We start from the raw sequence: 23,410 nt of genomic DNA on the forward strand, positions 1-23,410 counted from the left end.
TGTACGGTGCCATTTTGTCGATTTAAATGCACATCCAATCACAAAACGATCAGCAATTTTCACTAGTTTGCTAACCTGCAATGTTTTTCACTTGCTTTTCAACCAACGTGAGTGGTCTTGAATTCTCTCTCATTGCCTTTTCTTTCAGCCTTTTTTCACGGGTGTTCAAAACAGCCTTGCGTACAAGATTGGCTTTTGTCAAAAGACTATTTTCCAAATCACGACATAATCTTACTAACTCACGAGTGCTTGGAAAAAACGTATCCGATAAATCTTCTACCTCATCGCATAAAATCCCCGTTTAACCGTTTTTATGAGTGACCACGCAGAAACACTTTCCAAAAACATTCCATAGGTAAGCGCTATACCTTCATGATCTGCCTGTTGCGAAATTTTTTAAACCACACGAAAGCATCCGAATTGCCTTGGTTATGTCCTCTTTGCTCGCTTTTATTGAAAACAATTCGTGAAGTTGATCACACGCTTCTAAGGCAATCGCTTCCTGCTGTTGTGTCAATGCTTGCCACTTTTCAAAACTAAAGGAAACTCCGGAGCTATCATCTCGTGAATGTGTTTCAAAGTGACCTCGAGGCCCGATATCAAGGATGCTGTCTGAGATGCGTTCATCTACACTTTTTTGCCTTTAAGAGTGATTTTCCATAGTTTTTTCCGTTCTCTAAATCCTCGATAGCTTTTTGCACCCAGTTGCGCCACATTGCTTTCCAATCCGTTTTGCGTGCATCTTTGCCTGTTCTAGCTTTCCAATAATCTCGAAATTTTGCCATTTCGGCTTTGATACGCTCTGGAGGCAATCCCTCTTCGATTGCGAAATCATAAACAGGTTCGAAATCATCAGGGGTACGACAGCCACTGTCATTTCTAACCCGTTTAGCTTTTTTCGTAATGTTCTCTTGCTCGTGAATGGAAGGTTGGTTTTCTACACCCGTTTCGATTTGCTCTGATGTGGTCTCAACAGCAGCAACCTATGTTGGTTCGTCAACCTGTTCGTTTGTTTCTAAATTTTCAGAAGCAGTTTTTTTGCTAAAATGATAGTTTTAGTTTATATATATTCTTATTCTGGTTCTTTATAGCTTGATTTTGCTTAGCGTTTGCTTCAGCAAAATCATTAAAATGTTTTTTATAGCGTTTTTTATTGTACACCTTTTTTCCAGCCTCACTATGAATTTGCGATATGGGCGCTTTTTTATCAGTAAAATCTTTTAGCTCTTCTTCAATGCGCGTATTCGACAAACCATTATCTTTCTCAAGAAGTTTACCATTCTTCATGAGATATTCGACAATAGTTGCAAACTTTTTTGCGAGCAATTGCAAGCGCGGGCAAGCATTTCAAAATCTGTTTTAATTGGTGCTTTTTTGTCATATATGCGAATGAAAAGCGTTATATAAATGCCCCTTTGTTCTCATGTCATTCCATCTATCTCACTGTTCCAGTCATTCAAAAGGAATCTTATCCATGGCATTGCATTAGACATGCGCATTCCCTTCTTTAACTAAATATAAAATTGCTAAAGCATTTGCTTCGTTGTCATCTTTTGGATTGTATTCTTTTGCACACACCGTCTTAATCATCTTTTCTTGTGAGGCATTGACTTTATCTGTTGTGATCTTCATTTTTGTAAGCCATTGCTGAAAACGCAAATAGCGCATACTATCGCCTTTAAAACGAAAAAATTCAAAATTGACAAGTGCCACTTGTTATACTGCTGTCTACACGAGAAATCGCCCAGCCTGTCTTAGATCTAGATCAAGGCAGAGAACGGTTTGTGTATTGATGATCATCTTCCCCCATGAAGGCTGTTGCGTATTTATATGTGCGCTATGACAGAGCGTGTTGTGATTGCCTGTCTTGAAAAAATGGTCGTGAGAAAGTACTTGAAACTACTTTTGGGCCAATTTTTTACTGCCATTCGAGGAAAAATAATCTTAGAAGCAGTTGATTTTCGAATTAACTCTTCTTGTTTTTGAATCACATCTTTTTGTGCACGTATTATTTCAGCTTCTTTATCTATTATTTTGTCTTTTGCATCTATCTCTTTTCTGAGCTTTTGCGTCGTTTTACAAGAGTCATGAAGAGTATAAGCCAATCCCAAATTAGCAATATTGATTGCCTCTCCATCCTATAAAGACGAGGAGGAGGTCAAAGTGCTAAAAAGGTACCTCAAAAAGCAGCAATGATTCGTATTTTAGTACCACCTCGGTGCCGTCTTATAGCGTTATAATAAAGTTACGAAAGGTGGTTTAGAAGGTGCTTTAATTTTTTTGATTTTTAATAAATCATTGGAAAATAAGAGAGATTAAGATAATCTGGTGCGGACGGCGGGACTTGAACCCGCAAGGTCTTCGACCGGCAGATTTTAAGTCTGCTATGTTTACCGTTTTCATCACGTCCGCGATGTGAGTTCTCTCATAAGCTATATCTTTTATTGAATCAAGAATTAATGACAAAAGAAACATTTTTCATTTTTTAGTGAAATTTTGACTGACAATAGTTTCCTTTATCGATAGAAAAAGCTTTTATAATGTAAATAAAGTATGAAATGATTAGTGTTATGAGTCAATTTATTCAAGACGTCACAAAAGCTATGGTGGGATTGCATCACGTGTTTGCTGAAACACCACTTCAAAGAAATGATTTTCTTAGTCAAAAGTATGATGCAGAAATTTATTTAAAGCGTGAAGATTTAACACCGGTGCGGTCTTATAAGATTCGTGGTGCTTTCAATTTTGTTTCAGAAATGCTTAGCTGTATATCACCAGATTCTGCATTTGTTTGTGCTTCAGCGGGGAATCACGCGCAAGGGGTTTCTTTTGTTTGTCGTTATTTTAAACGTAAAGGCGTGATTTTCATGCCTATGACAACGCCACAACAAAAAATTGAAAAAACACGTATTTTTGGTAAAGAATTCATTGATATTCGTTTGGTTGGTGAAACATTTGATCAATGTTATGAAGCTGCGCAATCCTTTGTCGTAGAGAGCGGTGGTGTAATGGCTCCACCTTTCGATGATATTCGCATTATTACAGGGCAGGCAACAGTGCTTTGTGAAGCTGCTTTACAATGGAAAAAACTCAATGGAGAAAGTGAGCCAGATTTGATGATTGTGCCGGTAGGGGGTGGTGGTTTGGCAAGTGGAGTGAGCAAGTTTTTACATGAATATGGTTGGAAAACAAAGCTTCGTTTTGTTGAGCCGCAAAGAGCTGCAAGTTTGCTTGCTTGTTTGGAGAGTGGAAAACGCGTCAAGCTTGAAAGCATTGACACTTTTGTAGATGGTGCTGCTGTGGCTGAAATTGGAGCTCTAAACTATACAATTCTAAAGCAATTTCCCCCTGATTCTGTCATTACGGTTCCTGAAAACCGTGTTTGTTCTACGATGGTTGAAATGCTTAATGTTGAAGGTGTGGTTCTTGAACCGGCTGGTGCTTTATCGATTGATGCGCTTAACAGTATTCCTCCTCAAGAGTTAAAGGGGAAAAAAATTCTTCTCGTTATTTCAGGAGGTAATTTTGATTTTGAGCGTTTGCCAGAAATTAAAGAGCGTTCTTTACGTTTCCAAGGGTTGAGAAAATATTTTATTTTTAGTTTTCCGCAACATCCTGGTGCATTGCGTCATTTTCTTTCCACATTATCACCAGATGATGATATCGTACGTTTTGAATATCTTAAAAAGTCAGCGAGAAACTTTGGTTCTGTATTGGTTGCGATTGAAACAAAAAAATACGGTAATTTTTGTCTTTTAGAGGAAAAATTTCAAGCGTTAGGTTGGCGTTATCGTGATATTACTGATGATCAAACGTTATTTGATTTTGTTATTTGAGAAACTGAAATTTTACTAAAACAAGAAGTATAATGATGAAACCTATTTTTTATTCGGTGCTGAGTCTATTTTTCTTTTTGATTGTTAATCAACAGAGTTTAGCATCTCAGCCAACAATAGTACAAAAAGATGAACTTTCAAGAGTCGTTGTTGATGTCAATAATGCTATAAAAAATGGGGATTTTATGCCTATTTCTCGTTATATGCCTGAGCGGCTTTATAAAGAGATGGCACATCGATTGAATACAACAGAGAGTGCTTTACGTAGTGATTTTCTTCAACAGTTGCATAAGAAATTTGAGGGGTTGCCTTCTGGTGCTTATTGTTTAGATAAAGAAAATATAGAGTATTTACAAACTGATAACGGTACTTTGTATGCTTTAATTCCAACAGTTCTTGAGATGAAAGATCGCATCATTCAATATAAAACTTTGGCGATTTTTGATAAAAACCAATGGTATTTAATTTATGGCGGTCAAAAAACTTTACAAAATCCAGTTTTTCTCGAGATTTATCCTGATTTTATCAAGGTACATTTACCGATGGACACAATCATCAAAAAGTAAACGATCTAAATATTGTTTTTATTCATGATAAATGTATTTCGTAAAGTTCTTGCTTTTTTATCATAATCCAAAGATAATAGAGATGAAGGCATTTAGGCTGGTTTGTTGGCTTTTTGTAAAGTGAAGTTTATACGCCTTTATCTTGATTTCAAGGTGTTCATAAGTTGCGCAAGCCGCTTTTTAGGCGTTGCTTCATTTAAAATATCAGGGATTTCTCTTGCGCGGATTCTTGAGTGGAGAGTTCAGATGGTTACTTCTTTTGAACTCTTCAGCTAAGGAAAGATTTTATTTTGCCTATAAAAGAAGAAAATGTTTTTACAAAGTTAGGTTTACCTACTCTTTTGATTAAAAATTTACTCATTGCTGGGATGAGTAAACCTAAACCTATACAAGAACAAGCTATTCCAGTGATGTTGAAAGGACACGATATTTTAGGTGTTGCTCAGACAGGCTCTGGAAAAACCTTGGCATTTGGTTTACCTATTTTAAGTCAGATTTTGGCTTTGGGTGATAAACGCTGTCCTAAAACTGCACGCGCTTTGATTTTAGCTCCAACGCGTGAACTTGCTGTTCAGATTGATGAAACGATCCGTACTGTGGCGAAAGGAGCACATCTTTCAACATGTCTTATTTTTGGGGGCGTATCACGTTTAAAACAAATTAAACGTATGGAAGCAGGTGTGGATGTTTTGATAGCGACTCCAGGGCGTTTGAGAGATCTTGTTCGTGAAAAGTGTGTTGATCTTTCCCAATCTCGTTTTTTGATTTTGGATGAAGCAGATCGTATGTTGGATATGGGGTTTATTCATGATGTTAAGCAAATTGCAAAGCTTTTGCATCAAGAGCGTCAGACAGCACTCTTTTCTGCAACAATGCCGAGGGAAATTGCTGTGCTTGCAAAATGTTTACTCAATGATCCGGTTAAAATTGAAGTTGTTCCTCAAGGTACTACGGCTGTAGAGATTTGCCAAAAATTATATTGTGTTCCTACGAATGAAAAAAAGAATGTTTTAAGTAAACTTTTGACAAATCCAGCTTTTGATTCGGTTATTGTTTTTACTCGAACTAAACATGGGGCAGATGCTGTCACGCGTAGTTTAGAAAAGGTAGGATATTTAGTCGCAACAATTCATGGAAATAAATCACAAGGTGCTCGCCAGTCTGCTTTAAAAGCTTTTCGTGAAAGATCTGTGCAGATCCTAGTGGCAACAGATATTGCTGCACGCGGTATTGATATACCAGGGATAAGCCACGTTATTAATTACGACTTACCAGATGAAGCTGAAAGTTATGTACATCGTATTGGTCGTACAGGACGTAATGGTGCATCTGGTATAGCACTTACGCTTTTTGATGAGAAGGTAGAAAGGTCCCGCTTGCGTGCTATAGAGCGCTTGATTCGTATGAAATTGGTGGCTGAGGCTGTTCCAGAACAATTTGCAGCGTTTCCAGAAAAGCCAATTGTACGAGAAAGTAAAGAAAAAGAAAACGATAAGGAACGCCGTTTTAAAAAATCTAAACGTCAAAAACAGTTTTTAGGTCGAAAAGATGATACCGCACAGTTGCAGCGGAAGAATTCTTCACCTCAAAATGAGAGGCATAAAAAAGCAAAAGCAGTGGTAAAGCGTGCAAAGCCTCTTCGTTTTCGAAAATCAGTTAAGAGGGCTGCTTAGATAAAGTCTTGAAAAAAGATCATGTACTGGAGATTTTTTACTTTTGTTGATTTATTCTCAATTGAAAAGAGCTATAAAATACTCTTGTCAAAGTAAGACGATCCTTTAGAGGTTTTCATTTTTTAGAAATGAAAACTTCTAACTTTTTGGATTTATTAAAAATCTTTATTGTAGAGGAAATTATTTATTTGCTTTATTCCTATTTTTTTAAATGGGAATAAAAGTAGATTTTATTTATATAAAACTATTTTTATAAAGGATGTGTTTTATCTTTAATGATAACTTTTAATTTTAAAAATTGATGTCTAATAATAACTCATTGTTTTATAATTTAATAATTCATTATATCGTATTTTTTTCATTTTTAAGTTATTTATGCGGATCAATCAAAAGTATTCGCTTGCACGTTATGTGTGAAGTTTTCATATAGATAATCATTTGAAAAATAAATAAAATAATTTTTATAAACTCTTTCCAAGGCAATGGGGGATTGCTGAGATTGAGAGTTGGAAAATAGTACGATGGTATGGCTTTTATTATAAATAAAGATGGGGCTGATCAATCGATTTCATTTTATACCATTTACGGGGGTGTCATTGTGAAAGAGTCTTGGGGTATTTAAGAGATATCTCTTTAAAAAAGCATGTGACTGCATAATACAATAGCGAGAATGTCATGATTTCTGAAGGCTTTCTCAGGATTCTTAACAATTTAGCTCGTTATCTTGGTTTTTACTGTAAAACTATTATTTGGGGGATATAAAGCCTATAAGATTTTATGTATTAAATGTTTTATGACAGTGTGGTGAACAAGGCAAGGTTGTTTGTAAAGCGTTGAAGTGGTTAGCAGGAGGAATAACCTGTTAGATAAGACGTCGGAGCGTTTACAGACTTGTTTTATGTTTTTTGCTTTTAGGATGGGGAGGGGGTTATGTGGGGTGTATGGAGATAATATATGACCTTGATTATTGTTTCTTCCATTTTTCAAAATGATTGCTTAATGAGCAGGTTTTTAAGTTTAACTCCTTTATTAAGTACAAATCATTCTTTCTTTGGAAAAAAATATATGAGACCGATTCATTGCTGATGGAGCTTAATAACTCATCTCTGATGAAAGAAATCGTAATTTATAATGTGCAAATAATTGCTGTGTCCTCTTATAAAGGCGCGGTAGTTTGAAAAAAGTATTTAAAATGAATCAATCGCTTTTTGCGTTCATTGCAAAAAACACACCCCGTAGGATATTGCGTTTCTATTTTATTGCAAAAATCCTATTCCATCACTTTTATTAACGAATCCCTCATGTCTAAAAGCTTGAGAAAAAACAATAAACTACGTGGAATAAAAGAAAAGTGGCTCCCCGGGCCGGATTCGAACCAGCGACCAACCGGTTAACAGCCGGTTGCTCTACCGCTGAGCTACCGGGGAATGGTGCCCAATCATCTCGTTGAAGAGGCTATAGCAAAGCAATACTGATTTGCAAAGGATAAAATTACTTTTTTTAAAAAAATATGATAAATTGTGTAATAAGAGGAAAAAAGGCGAGAGAATATTTCTACACCTTGACGGATGCGTTGCCTTCCCTTATTGAAACCTTTATGTTTGTTGACGAGGCCTCGTGGCGGAATGGTTACGCAGAGGACTGCAAATCCTTGTATCCCGGTTCGATTCCGGGCGAGGCCTCCAGCCGATTTTAAACGAAACGGCTTTTAAGGGAGATGAGGTATAGGAAAATAGATTATTTCCCTCTATTCTTGTGAAGACACTTTTGTATGAGAGATTATACAGTTAAAATCTAATTGTTGACTGTAGCATCCTTTTTTGTAACGCCCATAGTTTAAGAGATCTTTATCCCTTATTGTCGCTGTTTTGTTTGTTTTTTGTAGGTTAGGAGAAAATATTCGTTATGGTTGCAGATTTTGCTGAGCTTCGTCGCAAAATGGTTGACAATCAAATTCGTACAGTCGATGTAACGGATTTATCAGTTCTTGAAGCCTTTTTAACGGTATCTCGTGAAGATTTTGTATCGGAAGATATGAAAGTGTTAAGTTATCTTGATACTGATATTGTTCTATGTCCAGTGCAAGATGGGGTTCCTGCACGCTATTTGATGAAACCTGCGTCTCTAGCGAAATTACTACAGCTTGCCGCTGTAAAATCATCAGATGTTGTTTTAGATATTGGTGCAAATAGTGGTTATTGTGCAGCGTTGCTTGCAAAACTTGCAGGGTCTGTGATTGCGCTGGAAAGTGATAAATCTCTCTTTGAACGTGCTCTTGAAGCTTTAGAACGGAATCAATGTGATAATGTGGTTGTCGTTCATGGTCCATTAGAGAAAGGATATGCCGTTGAGGGACCTTATGACGTGATTTTCATTGAGGGATCTGTTGATTTTATTCCTCAAGGTATCTTTGATCAAATGAAAGACTGTGGACGTCTTGTTGTGGTTGAAGGGCATGGAAATGCTGCTGTTGCACAAATCTATATAAAAGAAGATGGGATCATCTCGGCTCGTCGTGCTTTTAACCTCGCTGTAAAGCCTCTTCCTTGTTTTTTCAAAACACCTGGTTTTGTGTTTTAGTGCTTGTTTGTTTTGTGAATAAAAGATAATTTTGTAATTTATTTGGGGTTTGTTATTGTGTGTATTATGTTTAGAGTAAACAAGAAGTTTCAGGCGTGTTTATTGCTGGTGTTGAGTGTTTTTCTATCAGAGGCTGTTTGTGCTGAAACATTGATGGATGCCTTTTCTAAGGCTTATAAATATAATGCTAAGTTGAATAGTGAACGTGCAGCTGTGCGTATATCCAGTGATGATGTTGTCATTGCGCGATCGGGGCTATTGCCACAGGTTGAGGGGGTTGGGAACTATGGGCGCAATAAGTCTTTTACAGGTCCTTATGTCACTTCTGGATCTATAGGAGTGAGATTAAATCAAAGATTATTTGATGGTTTTATCACGCAAAATATCTTTTCTTCAGCTCAAGTTAAGTTGCAGGCCCAGCGTGAATATCTTCGTAATGTTGAACAAAATACGTTTCTGGAGGCGGTGACCGCTTATGCTAATGTCTATCACGCACGTCGTGTTGCCGATCTTCGGAGAGAAAATTTGGCAGCTCTTGAGGAACAAGTTCGTTCAAATAAAGCGAAATTTGATGTGGGTGAAGGAGGGCATGTTGATCTTGCTCAAGCTCAAGCTGCACGTTCCGTGGCGGTTTCAGAGCTGAGTCTTGCTCGTTCTGATGTAAAAGCAGCAGAGGCAGTGTATCGACAAGTTATTGGTTCTGATCCTGAAAAGTTAAAACGCCCACCTCTAGCCAATGATTTTCCCGTCAACCTTGATATGGCTTACCAAATGAGCGTTGTGATGCATCCAGCAATCCTTTATGCTAAATATTTAGTTGATGCGAGTGTTTATAATGTAAAGGCGAAAGAAGGGGCATTGCTCCCTAAAGTTGATTTTTCTGCAACAGCATCTTATAATCGAATCTACAGCGGGGTTGGAGAGGATGGCGTTTCTAAATCGATAGGATTGTCAGTAAGTGTCCCAATCTTTGAAGGAGGGCGTACGTCTGCGCAAATTCGCCAATCAAGGGAACAGCTTGGACAGGCGCAGCTTCAACTCGATTTGGCGCATAGTAATACGCGACAAGCACTTACTTCTGCTTGGTTTCAGTTGGAGGGCGCACGCTCATCTGTTGTTGCTTACCGTGAAAGTGTTCGTGCTGCTGAAATTGCTCTGAAAGGTCGTGTTCAAGAAAATCGCGTAGGGCAAGCAACGACGCTGGATGTTTTAAATTCTCGTACTCTATTGATTAATGCTCAGATTGCGCTTGCAATGGCAGAGCGTAATGCTGTTGTGGCGAGCTATAGTGTTCAATCTTCTATTGGTAAATTGACTGCAAGTTATTTAGGTTTAAAAACAATTAAATATATCCGATAATACATAAAAGTATCTCTTTGAATCTTATTAAATTATTTTAGTTTTTAAAAGATTAGTAAATCAACAGTTGAATATGTTGAAAGATATTGCGGCGAGATATTATTTTTATAAGTGTAGAAAACTGTGTGTAGCGCCCTCTTTATGACAAGCATATTTGAAAATATCGTAGGAGGCATGTTGATCTTATAATTCTTTTGCATACACTGAAAATATGATTCTATTTGTTGTTGCGTCTTTGAGAGGTTGTAAAGTATGGTACAGAGTTCAAGCGTGTTACGTGAGCCAAGTATGGATGAAATTTTAACATCTATTCGTGAAATAATCGAAGAAAATGCGGTTCAATCTGATCACTTTTTAAATGAAGATGTTGCAGTGAATGCTTCAGAAGTGGCATCCGAGGGTATTTATGATACAACCTTATCGGTTGATGATGCTATGAAAGCTTTAGCTGATCGTATTGGTCTTTCTTCTGAAAATCAAGGAGGGAAGATAACGCAAGAGAAAGAGGATATAGAGGCAGAAAATAATACAGTTGGTATGGATATGCAAAAGATGAAGCTTTCTTCTGAAGAACGGAATTCTGTTTATAAAGCAAAAGAATATGAAGATGAGATAAGGAAATCACAATCAGACGCTGGAAGGGATGGTCATGTGGAATTGTCTGCATATTGTATTTCTTCTGCAGAAAAGATTGCAAAGGATGTGTTGCGTCCTGCTATAGCAGAATGGTTACAGTCTAAATTGCCTATTTTGCTGGAAGATATTTTGCGTGAAGAGATTGTGAAAGCGATTAAAAAATCGTCTTAATTATTTTTTACATTATTTTTATGTTTTTCATTTTATGGGGATTTTGTTTGCGATTTTGCGAGCTCTCTAGTGAATGGCTGAGATTCACGAGATTCTGATCAGGTTTTGATCATATATTGTGTTTTTCAGCGGCGTTATGGATGGATAGAATGTTAGAAAAAAACTATGATGCTGCCTCTATAGAGCAACGGGTTGCAAAGAGATGGGAGACTCGTGGGGCTTTTAAAGCGGGAGCTGGTTCTAAAAGCGGTGCAGAACCTTTTTGCGTTATGCTTCCTCCTCCTAATGTTACGGGCTCACTTCATATGGGGCATGCGCTCAATACGACAATTCAAGATATAATAGTTAGATTTCAGCGGATGCGTGGCAAAAATGTGTTGTGGCAGCCTGGTATGGATCATGCTGGGATTGCTACGCAAATGGTTGTGGAACGTCAACTTGCAGAACGTCAAGAGCCAACGCGTCAAGAAATGGGGAGAGAAAAGTTTATTGAGCGTATTTGGGAATGGCGTTATGAAACTGGAGGCGTTATTGCAAACCAGTTGCGTCGCCTTGGGGTTTCATGTGATTGGTCGCGTGAGCGGTTTACAATGGATGAGGGGTTGTCGCAGGCGGTTCGTGAAGTCTTTGTCACGCTTTATAAGCAAGGGTTGATATATAGGGATAAGCGCCTCGTCAATTGGGATCCTAAATTGTTGACAGCTATTTCAGATCTTGAAGTTGAGCAAAAAGAAGTTCAAGGACATTTGTGGCACTTTAGATATCCACTTGAAGGTAAAACTTTTGATCCAAATGATGCTACAACTTTTATAACAGTGGCGACAACACGACCAGAAACAATGCTTGGTGATACAGGAATTGCTGTTAATCCTGAAGATGAGCGTTATAAAAATCTTATCGGTAAAAATGCTCTTTTGCCGCTTGTTGGTCGTAAGTTATTAATTGTTGGTGATAGCCATGCTGATCCTGAGGCTGGAAGTGGTGCTGTAAAAATCACACCGGCTCATGACTTTAATGACTTTGAAGTAGGACAGCGTAATCATTTACGCTTGATCAATATTTTTACCCAGCAAGCCGAGATTTTTCTTCGTGAAAATGAAGCATTTTTCGATGGTTTGATTTTATCAGATGAATTAAAAATGTTAGTAGAAAACCTCGATAAATCTGATCGTTTTGTTGCTCGCCAGAAGATTGTTTCTTTGATGGAAGAACAGGGATATTTAGCTTCTGTTGATGATCATACCCATATGGTTCCTCATGGAGATCGCAGTGGTGTCCCTATTGAGCCTTTTTTGACAGATCAATGGTATGTTCATGCTGCTGAATTAGCAAAGCCAGCGATAGAGGCTGTTCAACAAGGCAAAACGCAGTTCGTTCCAGATAACTGGAAAAAGACGTACTTCAATTGGATGGAAAATATTCAACCTTGGTGCATTTCTCGCCAATTATGGTGGGGACATCAGATTCCTGCTTGGTATGGTCCTGATGGAACGGTTTTTGTTGAAAAAAGTGAAAAAGAGGCTTTAGATTCAGCTTTTGCTCATTATGGTGAGGTTGTTGAATTAATCCGTGATCCGGATGTTTTAGATACTTGGTTTTCATCAGCTCTTTGGCCTTTTTCAACATTAGGATGGCCAAATAAAACGACTGAATTATCTACTTTTTACCCAACATCTTTATCTGTGACAGGATTTGATATTATTTTTTTCTGGGTTGCTCGTATGATGATGATGGGACTTCACTTTATGGGTGACGTTCCTTTCCCAACGGTTTATGTGCATGCTCTTGTACGGGATCAAAAGGGTGCAAAGATGTCAAAATCAAAGGGAAATATTATTGATCCCTTAGAGCTTATTGATCAATATAGTGCTGATGCACTTCGGTTTACTTTAGCTATTATGGCAGCACAAGGTCGTGATGTAAAACTTGATGTTTCCCGTATTGCTGGTTATCGTAATTTTGCTACGAAATTGTGGAATGCTACCCGATTTGCACAGATGAATGGTGTGAAGCATGATCCAGCTTTTAAACCAGAACAAGCAAAATTGGCGCTTAATCGTTGGATTTTAACAGAGTTATCTAAAACAATTTCAGCAGTTACGACTGGTATTGAACACTATAAATTTAATGAGTCTGCTGCCACTCTTTACCGTTTCATTTGGAATACATTATGTGATTGGTATTTGGAGCTTCTCAAACCTATTTTTCAGGGGGAAAATGAAGATGCTAAAAATGAGGCTCAAGCTTGTACTGCTTGGGTTTTAGATGAAGTTTATAAACTTCTTCATCCTTTTATGCCTTATATGACGGAAGAGTTGTGGTCTCTTACAGAAACGCAAGCCATCAAGCGTGAGGATATGCTCGCATTGACAAAATGGCCAGAGGAAACATTGATAGATGAAGAAGCTGCTGATGATATTAATTGGCTTATTGATGTCGTCACAGGGATTCGGTCTGTACGTTTTGAAATGAATATTCCAGTGGCGACACAAGCACCTCTTGTTGTTGTCGAAGGAGGGGAAGTAACGCGAGAGCGTATGAAGCGTTATGATGCACTTCTTAAAAAATTAGCGCGTATTGAAGTTATTGATTTCTCTGATAAAGTTCCGGAAGTATCAGCACAAATGATTTTGGGAGAGGCTGTTTTTTGTTTACCATTAGGACAGTTGATTGATTTGGAGGCTGAACGTGTTCGTTTGAGGAAGGATGTCAGTAAAATTGAACAAGATATTGAAAAAATATCGCTTAAGTTAAACAACCCCCAATTTATAGCAAATGCAAAAGCAGAAATTGTTGAGCGTGAGCGGAATAGGGTTGTAGAACTGCGTGCAGCGCAGAAAAAAATATTTGTTGCTTTAGAGCGGTTAGATTGATTTCAACTTTTTATTTTTTTGATAGATAATTGCATACCAGTAGGGCTAGTATAGATCTTCTTTAAAAGGAAACTTTTTCTTTTGTTAGTTTTTCATGAACGATCATAAAATCTCTACTGAAATCCATTGTTTTATGTTTATCATTAAAGAGACATCTTTTAAGGCATCCAAGCTTATTCCACGACGTAGATCATGAATGGTATAACGGTAAATCTATTGAGCTTCCCTTCTTTATGCTTGTGAAGTAACAAGCGCTGGGGGCACCATTCTGTCCAATATCCGGACAACCCTTAGCTCAAACCGTTCGTAAGAGGCATTTTTAGTTCTTTCTTACACAGAGTTTTTATCCACATAGCTCTCTCTACTTGTAATGTGCAAGCGGATGGTTTTGATTGATTTAACATGGAACAAGTTTGGAATGAGAGAATCTTACGATATTCGAGGTCCTCATTCAACATGCAAAATGGTAAAGTATCATTAAAATCAATATCTTGTTTTATTTCTGTAAAATATCATCATTTAGAGTAGCAATATAAGGCATGTAAAATTACATATGTGGTATTTTTTGTATGTAGTGGTGAGTATTCTGAGGTAAAACTTGTGTGTAAAGTATGAAGTAACCCCATGTGAAATGATGTTAGGTGCAATCCGTTAAACAAAAAGCTGTATTGTTTATAGATTGACGGAGGAAAAAAACTTCATCTTTAAGGTGGTAAGGCAGTCGTGAAGTTATAAGTTAACTATCATCATTATATTTATCCATCTTTCGTATTGTTTTTTATACTCAAACGTTTACCATTCATCATGTATTCTCTTCGTTCTCAAGTTGCTGTTTAATGCACGTTATTCTATTGAACGATTTTTGCTCATACGTATAAAATTTTAAGATCGATAAATCCTATTGGATGGTTTTTATCTATTTGTTTTTTCTTTTAAAATTTTTACTTTAAAATTGCGTATGCTTCTTACTAAGAAAAAGAGTTTAAATATCTACAAAGAAATTTGTAACAGATATAATCATTAAAATTGAGGTAGGGGGAATGGTTAATAGGTTTCAGATATGGAAAAAAGTCACGATTGTTGTGATTTTAGAGGAATTCTTTTCGACTGTTTATGTAATAGATGTCAATAGCTTGCAAGAAGCGAATGATGGTTCGTTTTATTTTTTAAAACGTGGCATGTCTGTTTATAAAAATGGGCATATAACTCAGGCTATTGCAGCATTACGTTGTGCTGCTAAGAGAGGCTATATTGGTGCGAATTGGAAACTTGGCTCTATCTATGCAAACGGTGATGGTGTCCCTAAAAATGATTATAAGGCATATAATTTTTTTGCATATATTGTTGAAAAAGGTGCTGATCTTGGTTCAGAGGATGAAAGTTATGTTTCTGATGCATTGATTAAACTTGCCGGATATATAAAAAAAGGTATTCCTCAATCACCTGTGAAACCTGATCCTTCTTATGCTTCTCATCTTTATATGCAGGCTGCGGTAAACTATGGAAATCCTAAAGCTCAGTATCATTTAGGAAAAATATTTTTAAAGGGAGAGGGAAGGGAGAAAAATCTTATACAAGCAGCACGATGGTTTCAACTTTCAGCAAAAAAAGAAAATCCTTCTGCCCAAGCAATGCTTGGAAATATACTGCTTAAAGAAGGAAAAATTGTCCGTGGGGCAGCAATGTTAACTGCTGCCTATAAAAAGCTAACGTAAAAGACGAAAATTGGATTCACCCTTTGCAAGAAGAGGCTTTTGCTCTTTGTAATGAATCTGAGAGACGTACAGCAATTTCACTGGTTGCTGAGATTTTAAAGAATAACAGTTTTTTAACATCTGATTGTAATATTTTTACATTCTCTCATCTTATATTAAACTCTGTTTTCTTGTATACAAGTTCATAGTAAAGATAGCTTTTTTTGATAATCTAACGGCTAATGACTTAGGATTTTAGACAAAAATTCTTGCGTTCTCGGTTTTCTTGCTTGCGGATCAGAAAAGAACTCTTTAGATGAGCAGTCTTCAAGAATTGTTCCTTGATCTATGAAAATAACACGCTCCGATACTTTTTGTGCAAATCCCATTTCATGGGTTACACAAATCATCGTCATACCTTCTTCTGCTAAGCTAATCATGACATCGAGTACTTCACCTACCATTTCAGGATCTAGAGCAGATGTTGGTTCATCAAAAAGCATGACAAGTGGATCCATAGTTAAGGCACGTGCAATAGCAACACGTTGTTGTTGCCCTCCAGAAAGTTGACCAGGATATTTATCTTTGTGTTCAATGAGTCCAACGCGTTCAAGATATAACAATCCACGTTCAAGTGCTTCTTTTTTGCTTCGTTTTAGGACTTTGATTTGTGCAATTGTCAAATTTTCTGTGACAGATAAATGGGGGAAAAGCTCGAAGTGTTGAAACACCATTCCTACCTGACTTCGCAATTTAGGCAGATTCGTTTTTTTTGAATGAACTGGTATTCCATTAATCCAAATTTCACCTTTTTGAAAAGGGACGAGAGCGTTAATAGTTTTAATGAGTGTTGACTTTCCTGAGCCTGATGGACCACAAACGACAACGACTTCTCCTTTATTAATGTTGGTTGTACAGTTTTTAAGGACTTTAATTTCGCCATACCAATTAGAAACATTTTTTATTTCGATCATATGAGTAGACATTTTTTTTCCTGTTAGCGAATAATGGATACTTTTTTTTGTAAATACAAAACTATTTGTGACAGTGTAAAACAGATAACAAAATAGAAAATAGCTGCTAAGATATAAGCTTCTTGCTTTACACCAAAATTATTAGCAGCAATATCAAAACCATTCAAAAGGCTATGACCACTGATGGCATAAACAAGGGTTGTATCCTGAAAAAGGATAATAACTTGTGTTAAAAAGACTGGAAGCATATCTCTAAAGGCTTGAGGAAGAATGACAATGTACATACTTTGCCAATATGTCATTCCAAGAGCTTGTCCTGCATATTTTTGTCCTTGCGGAACTGAATTGATTCCAGCACGCATAATCTCAGCAAAATAAGCCGTTTCAAATGCGGTAAAGGTAATGAGTGCTGATTTATTTGCACCAATGGATATACCAGTTAAAAAAGGCAGAAGCACGAAAAACCATAAGATAACCATCACAAGTGGTATTGAACGCATAGCTGTTATGTAACTGATTGCAAACCAAGAAAGAAGTTTTATGGAAGAAAGGCGCATCATTGCTAAAAGTGTGCCGAAAACAAACCCCAATACCGTTGCAAAAAGAGTTAGAAAAACGCTAAAGAGTAAACCTGATAAAATGTAAGAACGAAATACATCAAAGGTAAAAAAGGAAAAATCAAAGTCGGAAAAATTGAAAGGAAAATAAAGTCCAAACTGAGAGCTTATGAAATTCACCATATTCAATTTCCCTTTGTTTGAAAATTAGGAATTTTGAGTATTTGTTCAATGACTGTCATCACAATGAATACGAATAAGGCTATTAGAATATAAAGGATCGTAACAAGCAAATAATTTTCGTAAACATGGCTTACTTCTTCAATTGTTTGGTATTGAAATTGCATGAGCTCATTTATTGAAACGGCGAATGCTATAGATGAATTTTTCACAATCCCCATTGCTTCTGAAGTAAGAGGTGGCATAATTGCACGTATAGCACGTGGTAGTATAATATAGCGATAACTTTGATAAGTTGTAAATCCCATTGCCATAGCAGCATAGCGTTGTCCAGAAGGAATCGCTTCAATGCCTGAACGAACCTGTTCAGCAATGCGTGCAGATGTAAAGAATCCCAATGCGCATGTTATTAAGAGAATGGGGGAAAATTTCATCGCTGGTGGATAAATCTTCGGAACAACAAAATACCACAAAAACACTTGTACAAGGAGGGGAATATTACGCATAATCTCTACCCAAATAGTACCGATAGTGCGAAATATATAATTGATTATGGATGTTTTGGGTAAAGTGCGCATTGTTCCTATAATAACACCACACAATACAGCTAATATAAGTGAAGTGATAGACAATATAATTGTATTTTTTAAGCCATCGAGAAGTGTATCTAAATAGGTATGACTTACGCCGGGAGTTCCCAAGCATCCTGTTACCAATGTTTGAGTAAGGTCATCTCTACAAAGGAAAGAAAAGTCCATTAATTGATATTCCCTCAAATTAGTCATTCACAAATAGGACAATAAACCACGCGCATCTACATAGTCCAGATTTATTAAAAAGTGAATTAAAATATAAACCACACTCAATTTCAAAAGAGTGTGGTTCTTCTTTATTAAACTCTATAAATCTTTTTCTGCGTAGCTTTCTCGAGGCTTATTATTTGGGTGATCCCAAGCATATCTTGTTTGTTTTGATAAGGGAAGGTTCATAACAGTGTTAGCAGGTGGGATCGGTTTCATAAACCACTTATTATAAAGCTTTTCCAGTGATTCATCTTTAATCTGACGTACGATACTATCGTTGATTGTTTGTTCAAATTTTTTGTCATTTAATCTGAGCATACAGGCAATAGGTTCGACTGAAAGTACAGTATCAAGAATGACATAATCAGATGGATTCTTTGATTTAGCAATATGTCCAGCAAGAATTGAAGCGTCCATGACAAAAGCATCTGCCTTACCAGATTCTAATAATAAAAAACTATCTCCGTGATCTTTCCCCTTTAAAACTTTAAACTGAATGTTTTTTGCACGTTTATTTTTACGAATAAGTTGAACAGATGTTGTACCGGTGGTCGTTGCAACTGTTTTTCCATTTAAATCCTCAAGAGATTTAATGTTAGAGTTTTTCTTTACAGCAATCCGAACCTCTTCAATGTATGTCGTATAAGCAAATGCTGCTTCTTTACTGCGGGCAATATCATGTGTTGTTGAGCCGCACTCAAAATCATAGGTTTTATTTTTTAAGAGAGGAATTCTATTTTGAGAAGTGATGGGAAGATAATGAACTTTAATTGGTTTACCAATTTTTTTTGAGATATCATCAATGATCCGTTCTGCCATTTCTGTATGAAAACCTACATATTTATTATTACCAAGGGCGTAGGCTAAACCAGATGATTCACGGACACCTAAAGTAATTTCCCCTGTTCGTTTTATTTTTTCAAGAGTATCATGTTCAGCATGCGCGAAACTTGAGAATCCAATGGCCGTTGCTGCAATAAGCATTAATAATGATTTCTTCATTTATGTCCTCCATTCATTTATTTTTATTTTATTTGCTTAAGATATACTGTTTATATGCTGTAGCATAGTTATTATTTTTGAGTGGAATTTTTTTGTTGTCTCATGAAATGAGGATTTTACTTTCTTAATTGATATTAAGGTGAATCCAAACAGGAACGTGGTCGGATGGTTTTTGATATCCCCTTACTTCTGTTTGGCTATGAGCGCAAATTAATTGATCAACAGCTTCTGGTGATAATAATAAATGATCAATGCGAATCCCATTATTCTTAGGCCAAGCACCTGCCTGAAAATCCCAAAAACTGAAGGAGGGAGTATCGGTGACATTCCGGATAGCATCATAAAAACCTAAATGAAGAATACGTTGGAATGCTTTTCTTGTTTCTCCAAGAAATAAGGCATCTTGATACCATTCTTGAGGTTTTTTTGCATCTAATGGAGTGGGGATGACATTATAATCACCTGCTAGAATAAGAGGTTCTTCATACGCAAGCAATGATTTTGCATGTGTATATAATCTTTCCATCCATTCTATCTTATAGGAATATTTTTCACTCTCAATAGGATTCCCATTTGGCAAATAGAGAGATGCAACACGAACAACACCTTTGTTTGTTGAATAAACAGCTTCAATGTAACGTGTTTGTTTATCATTATCATTGCCTGGTAATCGACGGATCACTTCATCTGGTGTTTTTTTAGAGAGAATCGCAACGCCATTAAAACTTTTTTGTCCGTGTGTTTCTATATGGTAACCTAAATTTTCAATTGTATCGCGTGGAAAATTTTCATCAATACTTTTAATTTCCTGTAAACAGACTATGTCCGGTTGGCTTTGCTGCAGCCATTGACATAATGTTTCATGTCGCGCTTTTATTCCAGCAATATTCCACGTTGCTATTTTCATGGTGCTCATCATTAGATATCAAATATGCAATTCAATTTACTGCATTTATGTTTTACTACAGTCATATCGCTACTTTTTTATTTATAGGGATATTACTTATGGTAAATTGATTTATCAAGAGTAGCGGTAAAAGCAAATTTAAAGCTTTAAAATTTAATTTATTTTCATTTTTAAAAACTTTCTGCTGTTTAGTTCTTGACGAATGTACGTGTTCTCGCTATTAGAGATGGATATAGCCGATGTGGGTGTAATCAGGTGCTTTGGATATGAACCGGAAGATTATTCACAGGTGTTAAGAAGATTAAAAGTAAATCCTAGTGCAAAAGGCTACTGCCTTCTCTGCTTATGGTCGGGTAAACTGTTTTTTTGCAGGTGTGCCCGATTTTGTGTGTAGACTTAAATATCTGTTCCGATTCTGTTGGGGTGGATGGAAATGAAAATAGAAAAGCCCGATTGGGTGAGAAGAATATAGATCAAAAAGAGGAAGGTTGCATGCCTACCGTAAACCAGTTGATTCGTAAGCCGCGTGTGGCGCCAGTTAAACGTAATAAGGTTCCTGCTCTGCAGTCGAATCCGCAGAAGCGTGGTGTTTGTACGCGTGTTTATACAACAACGCCGAAGAAACCTAATTCTGCTCTTCGTAAAGTTGCTAAAATTCGCTTGACGAATGGATTTGAGGTGATTGGTTATATTCCTGGAGAGGGACATAATCTTCAAGAGCACTCTGTTGTGATGATTCGTGGTGGTCGTGTAAAAGATTTGCCAGGAGTTCGTTATCACATTATTCGTGGTTTGCTTGATACCCAGGGTGTCAAGAATCGTAAACAGCGTCGTTCAAAGTATGGCGCAAAGCGTCCAAAATAATATTGAGAGACAAAGCCAATGTCCCGTCGTCATAGAGCAGAAAAGCGTGAGATTAATCCAGATCCAAAATTTGGTGATTTGGTTATTATGAAATTTATGAATGCCATTATGTTTGATGGTAAAAAATCAGTTGCAGAGCGTATTGTTTATGGTGCACTCGATTCTGTAGAAAAAAGAGTAAAAACAGATCCTGTGGCTCTATTTCATCGGGCCTTAGAGAATGTTGCTCCTCATATTGAGGTTCGTTCACGCCGTGTTGGTGGTGCTACTTATCAAGTTCCGATTGATGTTCGTCCTGATCGTCGTCAGGCTCTTGCTATTCGTTGGTTGATTGCGGCGGCGCGTGGTCGAAATGAAACGACGATGGTTGAGCGTTTATCTGGTGAATTGATGGATGCGGCTAATAATCGTGGTTCTGCCGTGAAAAAGCGTGAAGATGTTCATCGTATGGCTGAAGCTAATCGTGCTTTTTCTCACTATCGCTGGTAGAAGTTTTAAACAAGGCAAATATAATGGCTCGCGAATATAAAATTGAAGATTATCGTAATTTTGGTATTATGGCGCATATTGATGCTGGTAAGACTACGATGACTGAACGTATTCTGTTCTATACCGGTAAGAATCATAAAATTGGCGAGACCCATGATGGTGCTTCTACGATGGATTGGATGGAGCAGGAGCAGGAGCGCGGTATTACGATTACGTCTGCTGCGACAACGACGTTTTGGGAAGGGCAGGACGGTCGGAAGCGTCGCTTTAATATTATTGATACGCCAGGGCACGTTGATTTTACGATTGAAGTTGAGCGCTCTTTGCGTGTTCTTGATGGCGCAATAGCCTTGTTGGATGCAAATGCTGGTGTGGAGCCTCAGACGGAAACTGTTTGGCGGCAAGCTGAGAAATATCGCGTGCCTCGTATGGTTTTTGTTAATAAAATGGACAAAATAGGAGCTGATTTTTATCGTAGTGTGGAGATGGTTGGTTCTCGGTTGGGTGCTAAAGCGCTTGTTTTGCAGTTGCCGATTGGTGCTGAAAATGACTTTGAAGGTGTTGTTGATCTTGTAGAAATGAAGGCTTTAAAGTGGGATGGTTCTATTGGTGCCTCGGCAGTGATAAGTGAAATTCCCTCTGATTTAAAGGAGAAAGCTGAAGAATATCGCGAGAAATTGATTGAGATGGCTGTGGAGGTTGATGAAGCTGCGACAGAGGCTTATTTGGAAGGTGTTATGCCAACCAACGAGCAGCTTGTTTCTCTCATTCGTAGGGGGACAGTAGAAGTTCAGTTTCATCCGGTTCTTTGTGGTACGGCTTTTAAAAACAAGGGGGTGCAGCCACTTTTGGATGCTGTTGTTTCCTATCTTCCTTCTCCAATTGATATTCCGGCGATTAAGGGTATTGATGTAAAGACTGAGGCTGAGACGACACGCGAATCTTCTGATGATGCTCCGTTATCTATGCTTGCTTTTAAAATTATGAATGATCCTTTTGTTGGTTCATTGACGTTCTGTCGTATTTACTCAGGTAAAGTTCAGAAAGGTATTTCTCTTGAGAATACTGTGAAAAAGAAAAAAGAGCGTTTGGGGCGTATGCTTCAAATGCATTCAAATTCTCGTGAGGATATTGAAGAAGCATTTGCTGGTGATATTGTTGCTCTTGCAGGACTTAAGGAGACGACAACAGGGGATACTCTTTGTGATCCTTTGAAACCTGTTGTTTTGGAGAGGATGGAATTTCCAGAGCCTGTTATTGAGATTGCAATTGAACCGAAGACAAAAGCAGATCAAGAAAAAATGGGTATTGCTCTTAACCGTCTAGCAGCCGAAGATCCTTCATTTCGTGTTAAATCGGATGAGGAATCTGGTCAGACTATTATAGCTGGAATGGGTGAGCTTCATCTTGATATTATTGTTGATCGTATGCGGCGTGAGTTTAAGGTTGAAGCAAATGTTGGGCAGCCTCAAGTTGCTTATCGTGAGTCAATTACTAAAATGGCGGAAATTGATTATACGCATAAGAAACAATCGGGTGGTGCAGGTCAATTTGCTCGTGTGAAAATTGTTTTTGAGCCTCATGATGGTGATGACTTTATTTTTGAGTCAAAGATTGTTGGTGGTGCTGTTCCTAAAGAATATATTCCCGGTGTCCAAAAAGGGATTGAGAGTGTTATGGGGTCAGGTCCTCTTGCGGGCTTTCCTATGCTTGGTGTAAAAGCGACTCTCATTGATGGTGGCTATCACGATGTTGATTCTTCGGTTTTGGCTTTTGAGATTGCTGCTCGTGCGGCTTTTCGTGATGGGGCAAAGAAGGCTGGTGCACAGCTTCTTGAACCGATCATGAAGGTGGAAGTTGTTACTCCAGATGATTATGTTGGTGATGTTATTGGTGATCTCAATTCTCGTCGGGGGCAGATTTCAGGAACTGAAGCGCGCGGCATTGCAACGGTTGTGAATGCAATGGTTCCTTTGGCAAATATGTTTGGTTATGTGAATACTCTTCGCTCTATGAGTCAGGGGCGTGCGCAGTATACAATGCAGTTTGATCATTACGAGCCTGTGCCTTCAGCTGTTGCTTTGGAGATTCAAAAGAAATACGCGTAATTTCAGGTTGGTAATTAATTTTTAACTTAGTCCTTGGTTTGGACGGAAAATGGAGAGCTCAAATGGCGAAGAGCAAGTTTGAACGAACAAAACCGCATGTTAATATTGGTACGATTGGTCACGTTGATCATGGGAAGA

19 protein-coding genes, 3 tRNA genes and 3 pseudogenes are annotated in these 23,410 nt (G+C 37.6%); 13 read left to right on the top strand and 12 right to left on the bottom strand.

The window, feature by feature from the left end; all coding sequences use genetic code 11:
• Positions 1 to 70: 70 nt before the first annotated feature.
• From ACFIMA_RS03480 to ACFIMA_RS03505, 6 genes and pseudogenes are all read right to left on the bottom strand, one after another.
• Complete coding sequence (locus ACFIMA_RS03480; protein WP_375678102.1) at positions 71 to 202, bottom strand: hypothetical protein; 132 nt, start codon at positions 200 to 202, stop codon at positions 71 to 73.
• A 421-nt stretch (positions 203 to 623) separates the two neighbouring features.
• A complete protein-coding gene (locus ACFIMA_RS03485) occupies positions 624 to 785 on the bottom strand; it encodes a hypothetical protein (protein ID WP_375671903.1) in 162 nt (53 codons plus the stop codon).
• A gap of 256 nt (positions 786 to 1,041) precedes the next feature.
• Complete coding sequence (locus ACFIMA_RS03490; protein ID WP_375693114.1) at positions 1,042 to 1,287, bottom strand: hypothetical protein; 246 nt, start codon at positions 1,285 to 1,287, stop codon at positions 1,042 to 1,044.
• Between the two features lie 198 nt (positions 1,288 to 1,485).
• A pseudogene (locus tag ACFIMA_RS03495) lies at positions 1,486 to 1,800 on the bottom strand (hypothetical protein).
• Between the two features lie 26 nt (positions 1,801 to 1,826).
• Positions 1,827 to 2,105 (bottom strand): hypothetical protein, encoded by a 279-nt coding sequence (locus ACFIMA_RS03500; protein ID WP_375640989.1) that lies wholly within the window; start codon positions 2,103 to 2,105, stop codon positions 1,827 to 1,829.
• 221 nt (positions 2,106 to 2,326) lie between these two features.
• Positions 2,327 to 2,412: transfer RNA gene (locus ACFIMA_RS03505), tRNA-Leu, on the bottom strand.
• A gap of 146 nt (positions 2,413 to 2,558) precedes the next feature.
• Between ACFIMA_RS03505 and ilvA the strand changes: the two genes are divergently transcribed.
• From ilvA to ACFIMA_RS03520, 3 genes are all read left to right on the top strand, one after another.
• Positions 2,559 to 3,836 carry a threonine ammonia-lyase IlvA gene (gene ilvA / locus ACFIMA_RS03510; protein ID WP_375612449.1) on the top strand — a complete coding sequence of 426 codons (1,278 nt, stop codon included), beginning with the start codon at positions 2,559 to 2,561 and terminating at the stop codon, positions 3,834 to 3,836.
• A 35-nt stretch (positions 3,837 to 3,871) separates the two neighbouring features.
• Positions 3,872 to 4,402, top strand: a complete 531-nt coding sequence (locus tag ACFIMA_RS03515) for a hypothetical protein (RefSeq protein ID WP_375632657.1) — start codon at positions 3,872 to 3,874, stop codon at positions 4,400 to 4,402.
• 290 nt (positions 4,403 to 4,692) lie between these two features.
• Positions 4,693 to 6,075, top strand: coding sequence for a DEAD/DEAH box helicase (locus ACFIMA_RS03520; protein ID WP_375693116.1), 1,383 nt, complete (start codon positions 4,693 to 4,695; stop codon positions 6,073 to 6,075).
• A gap of 1,352 nt (positions 6,076 to 7,427) precedes the next feature.
• On the opposite strand, the gene ACFIMA_RS03525 is transcribed toward ACFIMA_RS03520, so the two are convergent.
• Positions 7,428 to 7,502 (bottom strand) — tRNA-Asn (locus ACFIMA_RS03525).
• A gap of 184 nt (positions 7,503 to 7,686) precedes the next feature.
• Between ACFIMA_RS03525 and ACFIMA_RS03530 the strand changes: the two genes are divergently transcribed.
• The 6 genes and pseudogenes from ACFIMA_RS03530 to ACFIMA_RS03555 all read left to right on the top strand — a co-directional run.
• A tRNA-Cys gene (locus ACFIMA_RS03530) sits at positions 7,687 to 7,760 on the top strand.
• A 220-nt stretch (positions 7,761 to 7,980) separates the two neighbouring features.
• Positions 7,981 to 8,655 carry a protein-L-isoaspartate O-methyltransferase gene (locus tag ACFIMA_RS03535; protein ID WP_375632626.1) on the top strand — a complete coding sequence of 225 codons (675 nt, stop codon included), beginning with the start codon at positions 7,981 to 7,983 and terminating at the stop codon, positions 8,653 to 8,655.
• Between the two features lie 66 nt (positions 8,656 to 8,721).
• On the top strand, positions 8,722 to 10,014 hold the full coding sequence (locus ACFIMA_RS03540) for a TolC family outer membrane protein (RefSeq protein WP_375653943.1): 1,293 nt from the start codon (positions 8,722 to 8,724) through the stop codon (positions 10,012 to 10,014).
• Positions 10,015 to 10,266: 252 nt separating this feature from the next.
• On the top strand, positions 10,267 to 10,821 hold the full coding sequence (locus ACFIMA_RS03545) for a DUF2497 domain-containing protein (RefSeq protein WP_375612445.1): 555 nt from the start codon (positions 10,267 to 10,269) through the stop codon (positions 10,819 to 10,821).
• Positions 10,822 to 10,970: 149 nt separating this feature from the next.
• Positions 10,971 to 13,694 carry a valine--tRNA ligase gene (locus ACFIMA_RS03550; RefSeq protein ID WP_375632625.1) on the top strand — a complete coding sequence of 908 codons (2,724 nt, stop codon included), beginning with the start codon at positions 10,971 to 10,973 and terminating at the stop codon, positions 13,692 to 13,694.
• A 1,040-nt stretch (positions 13,695 to 14,734) separates the two neighbouring features.
• Positions 14,735 to 15,522: pseudogene (locus ACFIMA_RS03555) on the top strand (tetratricopeptide repeat protein); the annotation flags it as partial.
• Positions 15,523 to 15,627: 105 nt separating this feature from the next.
• Here the strand turns inward: ACFIMA_RS03555 and ACFIMA_RS03560 are convergent.
• From ACFIMA_RS03560 to xth, 5 genes are all read right to left on the bottom strand, one after another.
• On the bottom strand, positions 15,628 to 16,374 hold the full coding sequence (locus ACFIMA_RS03560; RefSeq protein WP_273791447.1) for an amino acid ABC transporter ATP-binding protein: 747 nt from the start codon (positions 16,372 to 16,374) through the stop codon (positions 15,628 to 15,630).
• 11 nt (positions 16,375 to 16,385) lie between these two features.
• On the bottom strand, positions 16,386 to 17,102 hold the full coding sequence (locus ACFIMA_RS03565) for an amino acid ABC transporter permease (protein WP_375612443.1): 717 nt from the start codon (positions 17,100 to 17,102) through the stop codon (positions 16,386 to 16,388).
• A 2-nt stretch (positions 17,103 to 17,104) separates the two neighbouring features.
• Positions 17,105 to 17,857, bottom strand: a complete 753-nt coding sequence (locus ACFIMA_RS03570; protein ID WP_375612442.1) for an amino acid ABC transporter permease — start codon at positions 17,855 to 17,857, stop codon at positions 17,105 to 17,107.
• Between the two features lie 141 nt (positions 17,858 to 17,998).
• Complete coding sequence (locus ACFIMA_RS03575) at positions 17,999 to 18,904, bottom strand: transporter substrate-binding domain-containing protein (protein WP_375612441.1); 906 nt, start codon at positions 18,902 to 18,904, stop codon at positions 17,999 to 18,001.
• Between the two features lie 124 nt (positions 18,905 to 19,028).
• The gene (gene xth / locus ACFIMA_RS03580) at positions 19,029 to 19,811 is read right to left on the bottom strand and encodes an exodeoxyribonuclease III (RefSeq protein ID WP_375668574.1); all 783 of its coding nucleotides are present in this window, start codon (positions 19,809 to 19,811) and stop codon (positions 19,029 to 19,031) included.
• A 492-nt stretch (positions 19,812 to 20,303) separates the two neighbouring features.
• Between xth and rpsL the strand changes: the two genes are divergently transcribed.
• The 4 genes and pseudogenes from rpsL to ACFIMA_RS03600 all read left to right on the top strand — a co-directional run.
• Positions 20,304 to 20,675 (top strand): 30S ribosomal protein S12, encoded by a 372-nt coding sequence (rpsL, locus tag ACFIMA_RS03585; protein WP_005773262.1) that lies wholly within the window; start codon positions 20,304 to 20,306, stop codon positions 20,673 to 20,675.
• Positions 20,676 to 20,693: 18 nt separating this feature from the next.
• Positions 20,694 to 21,164: a 30S ribosomal protein S7 gene (gene rpsG / locus ACFIMA_RS03590; RefSeq protein WP_273791452.1), complete on the top strand. Its 471-nt coding sequence runs from the start codon at positions 20,694 to 20,696 to the stop codon at positions 21,162 to 21,164.
• A gap of 23 nt (positions 21,165 to 21,187) precedes the next feature.
• Positions 21,188 to 23,272 (top strand): elongation factor G, encoded by a 2,085-nt coding sequence (gene fusA, locus ACFIMA_RS03595; protein WP_375653954.1) that lies wholly within the window; start codon positions 21,188 to 21,190, stop codon positions 23,270 to 23,272.
• A 62-nt stretch (positions 23,273 to 23,334) separates the two neighbouring features.
• Positions 23,335 to 23,410, top strand: a pseudogene (locus ACFIMA_RS03600) (elongation factor Tu); the annotation flags it as partial.

It is taken from the genome of Bartonella sp. AP88HLJMH (genome assembly GCF_042195605.1).
Taxonomy (GTDB): Bacteria; Pseudomonadota; Alphaproteobacteria; order Rhizobiales; family Rhizobiaceae; genus Bartonella.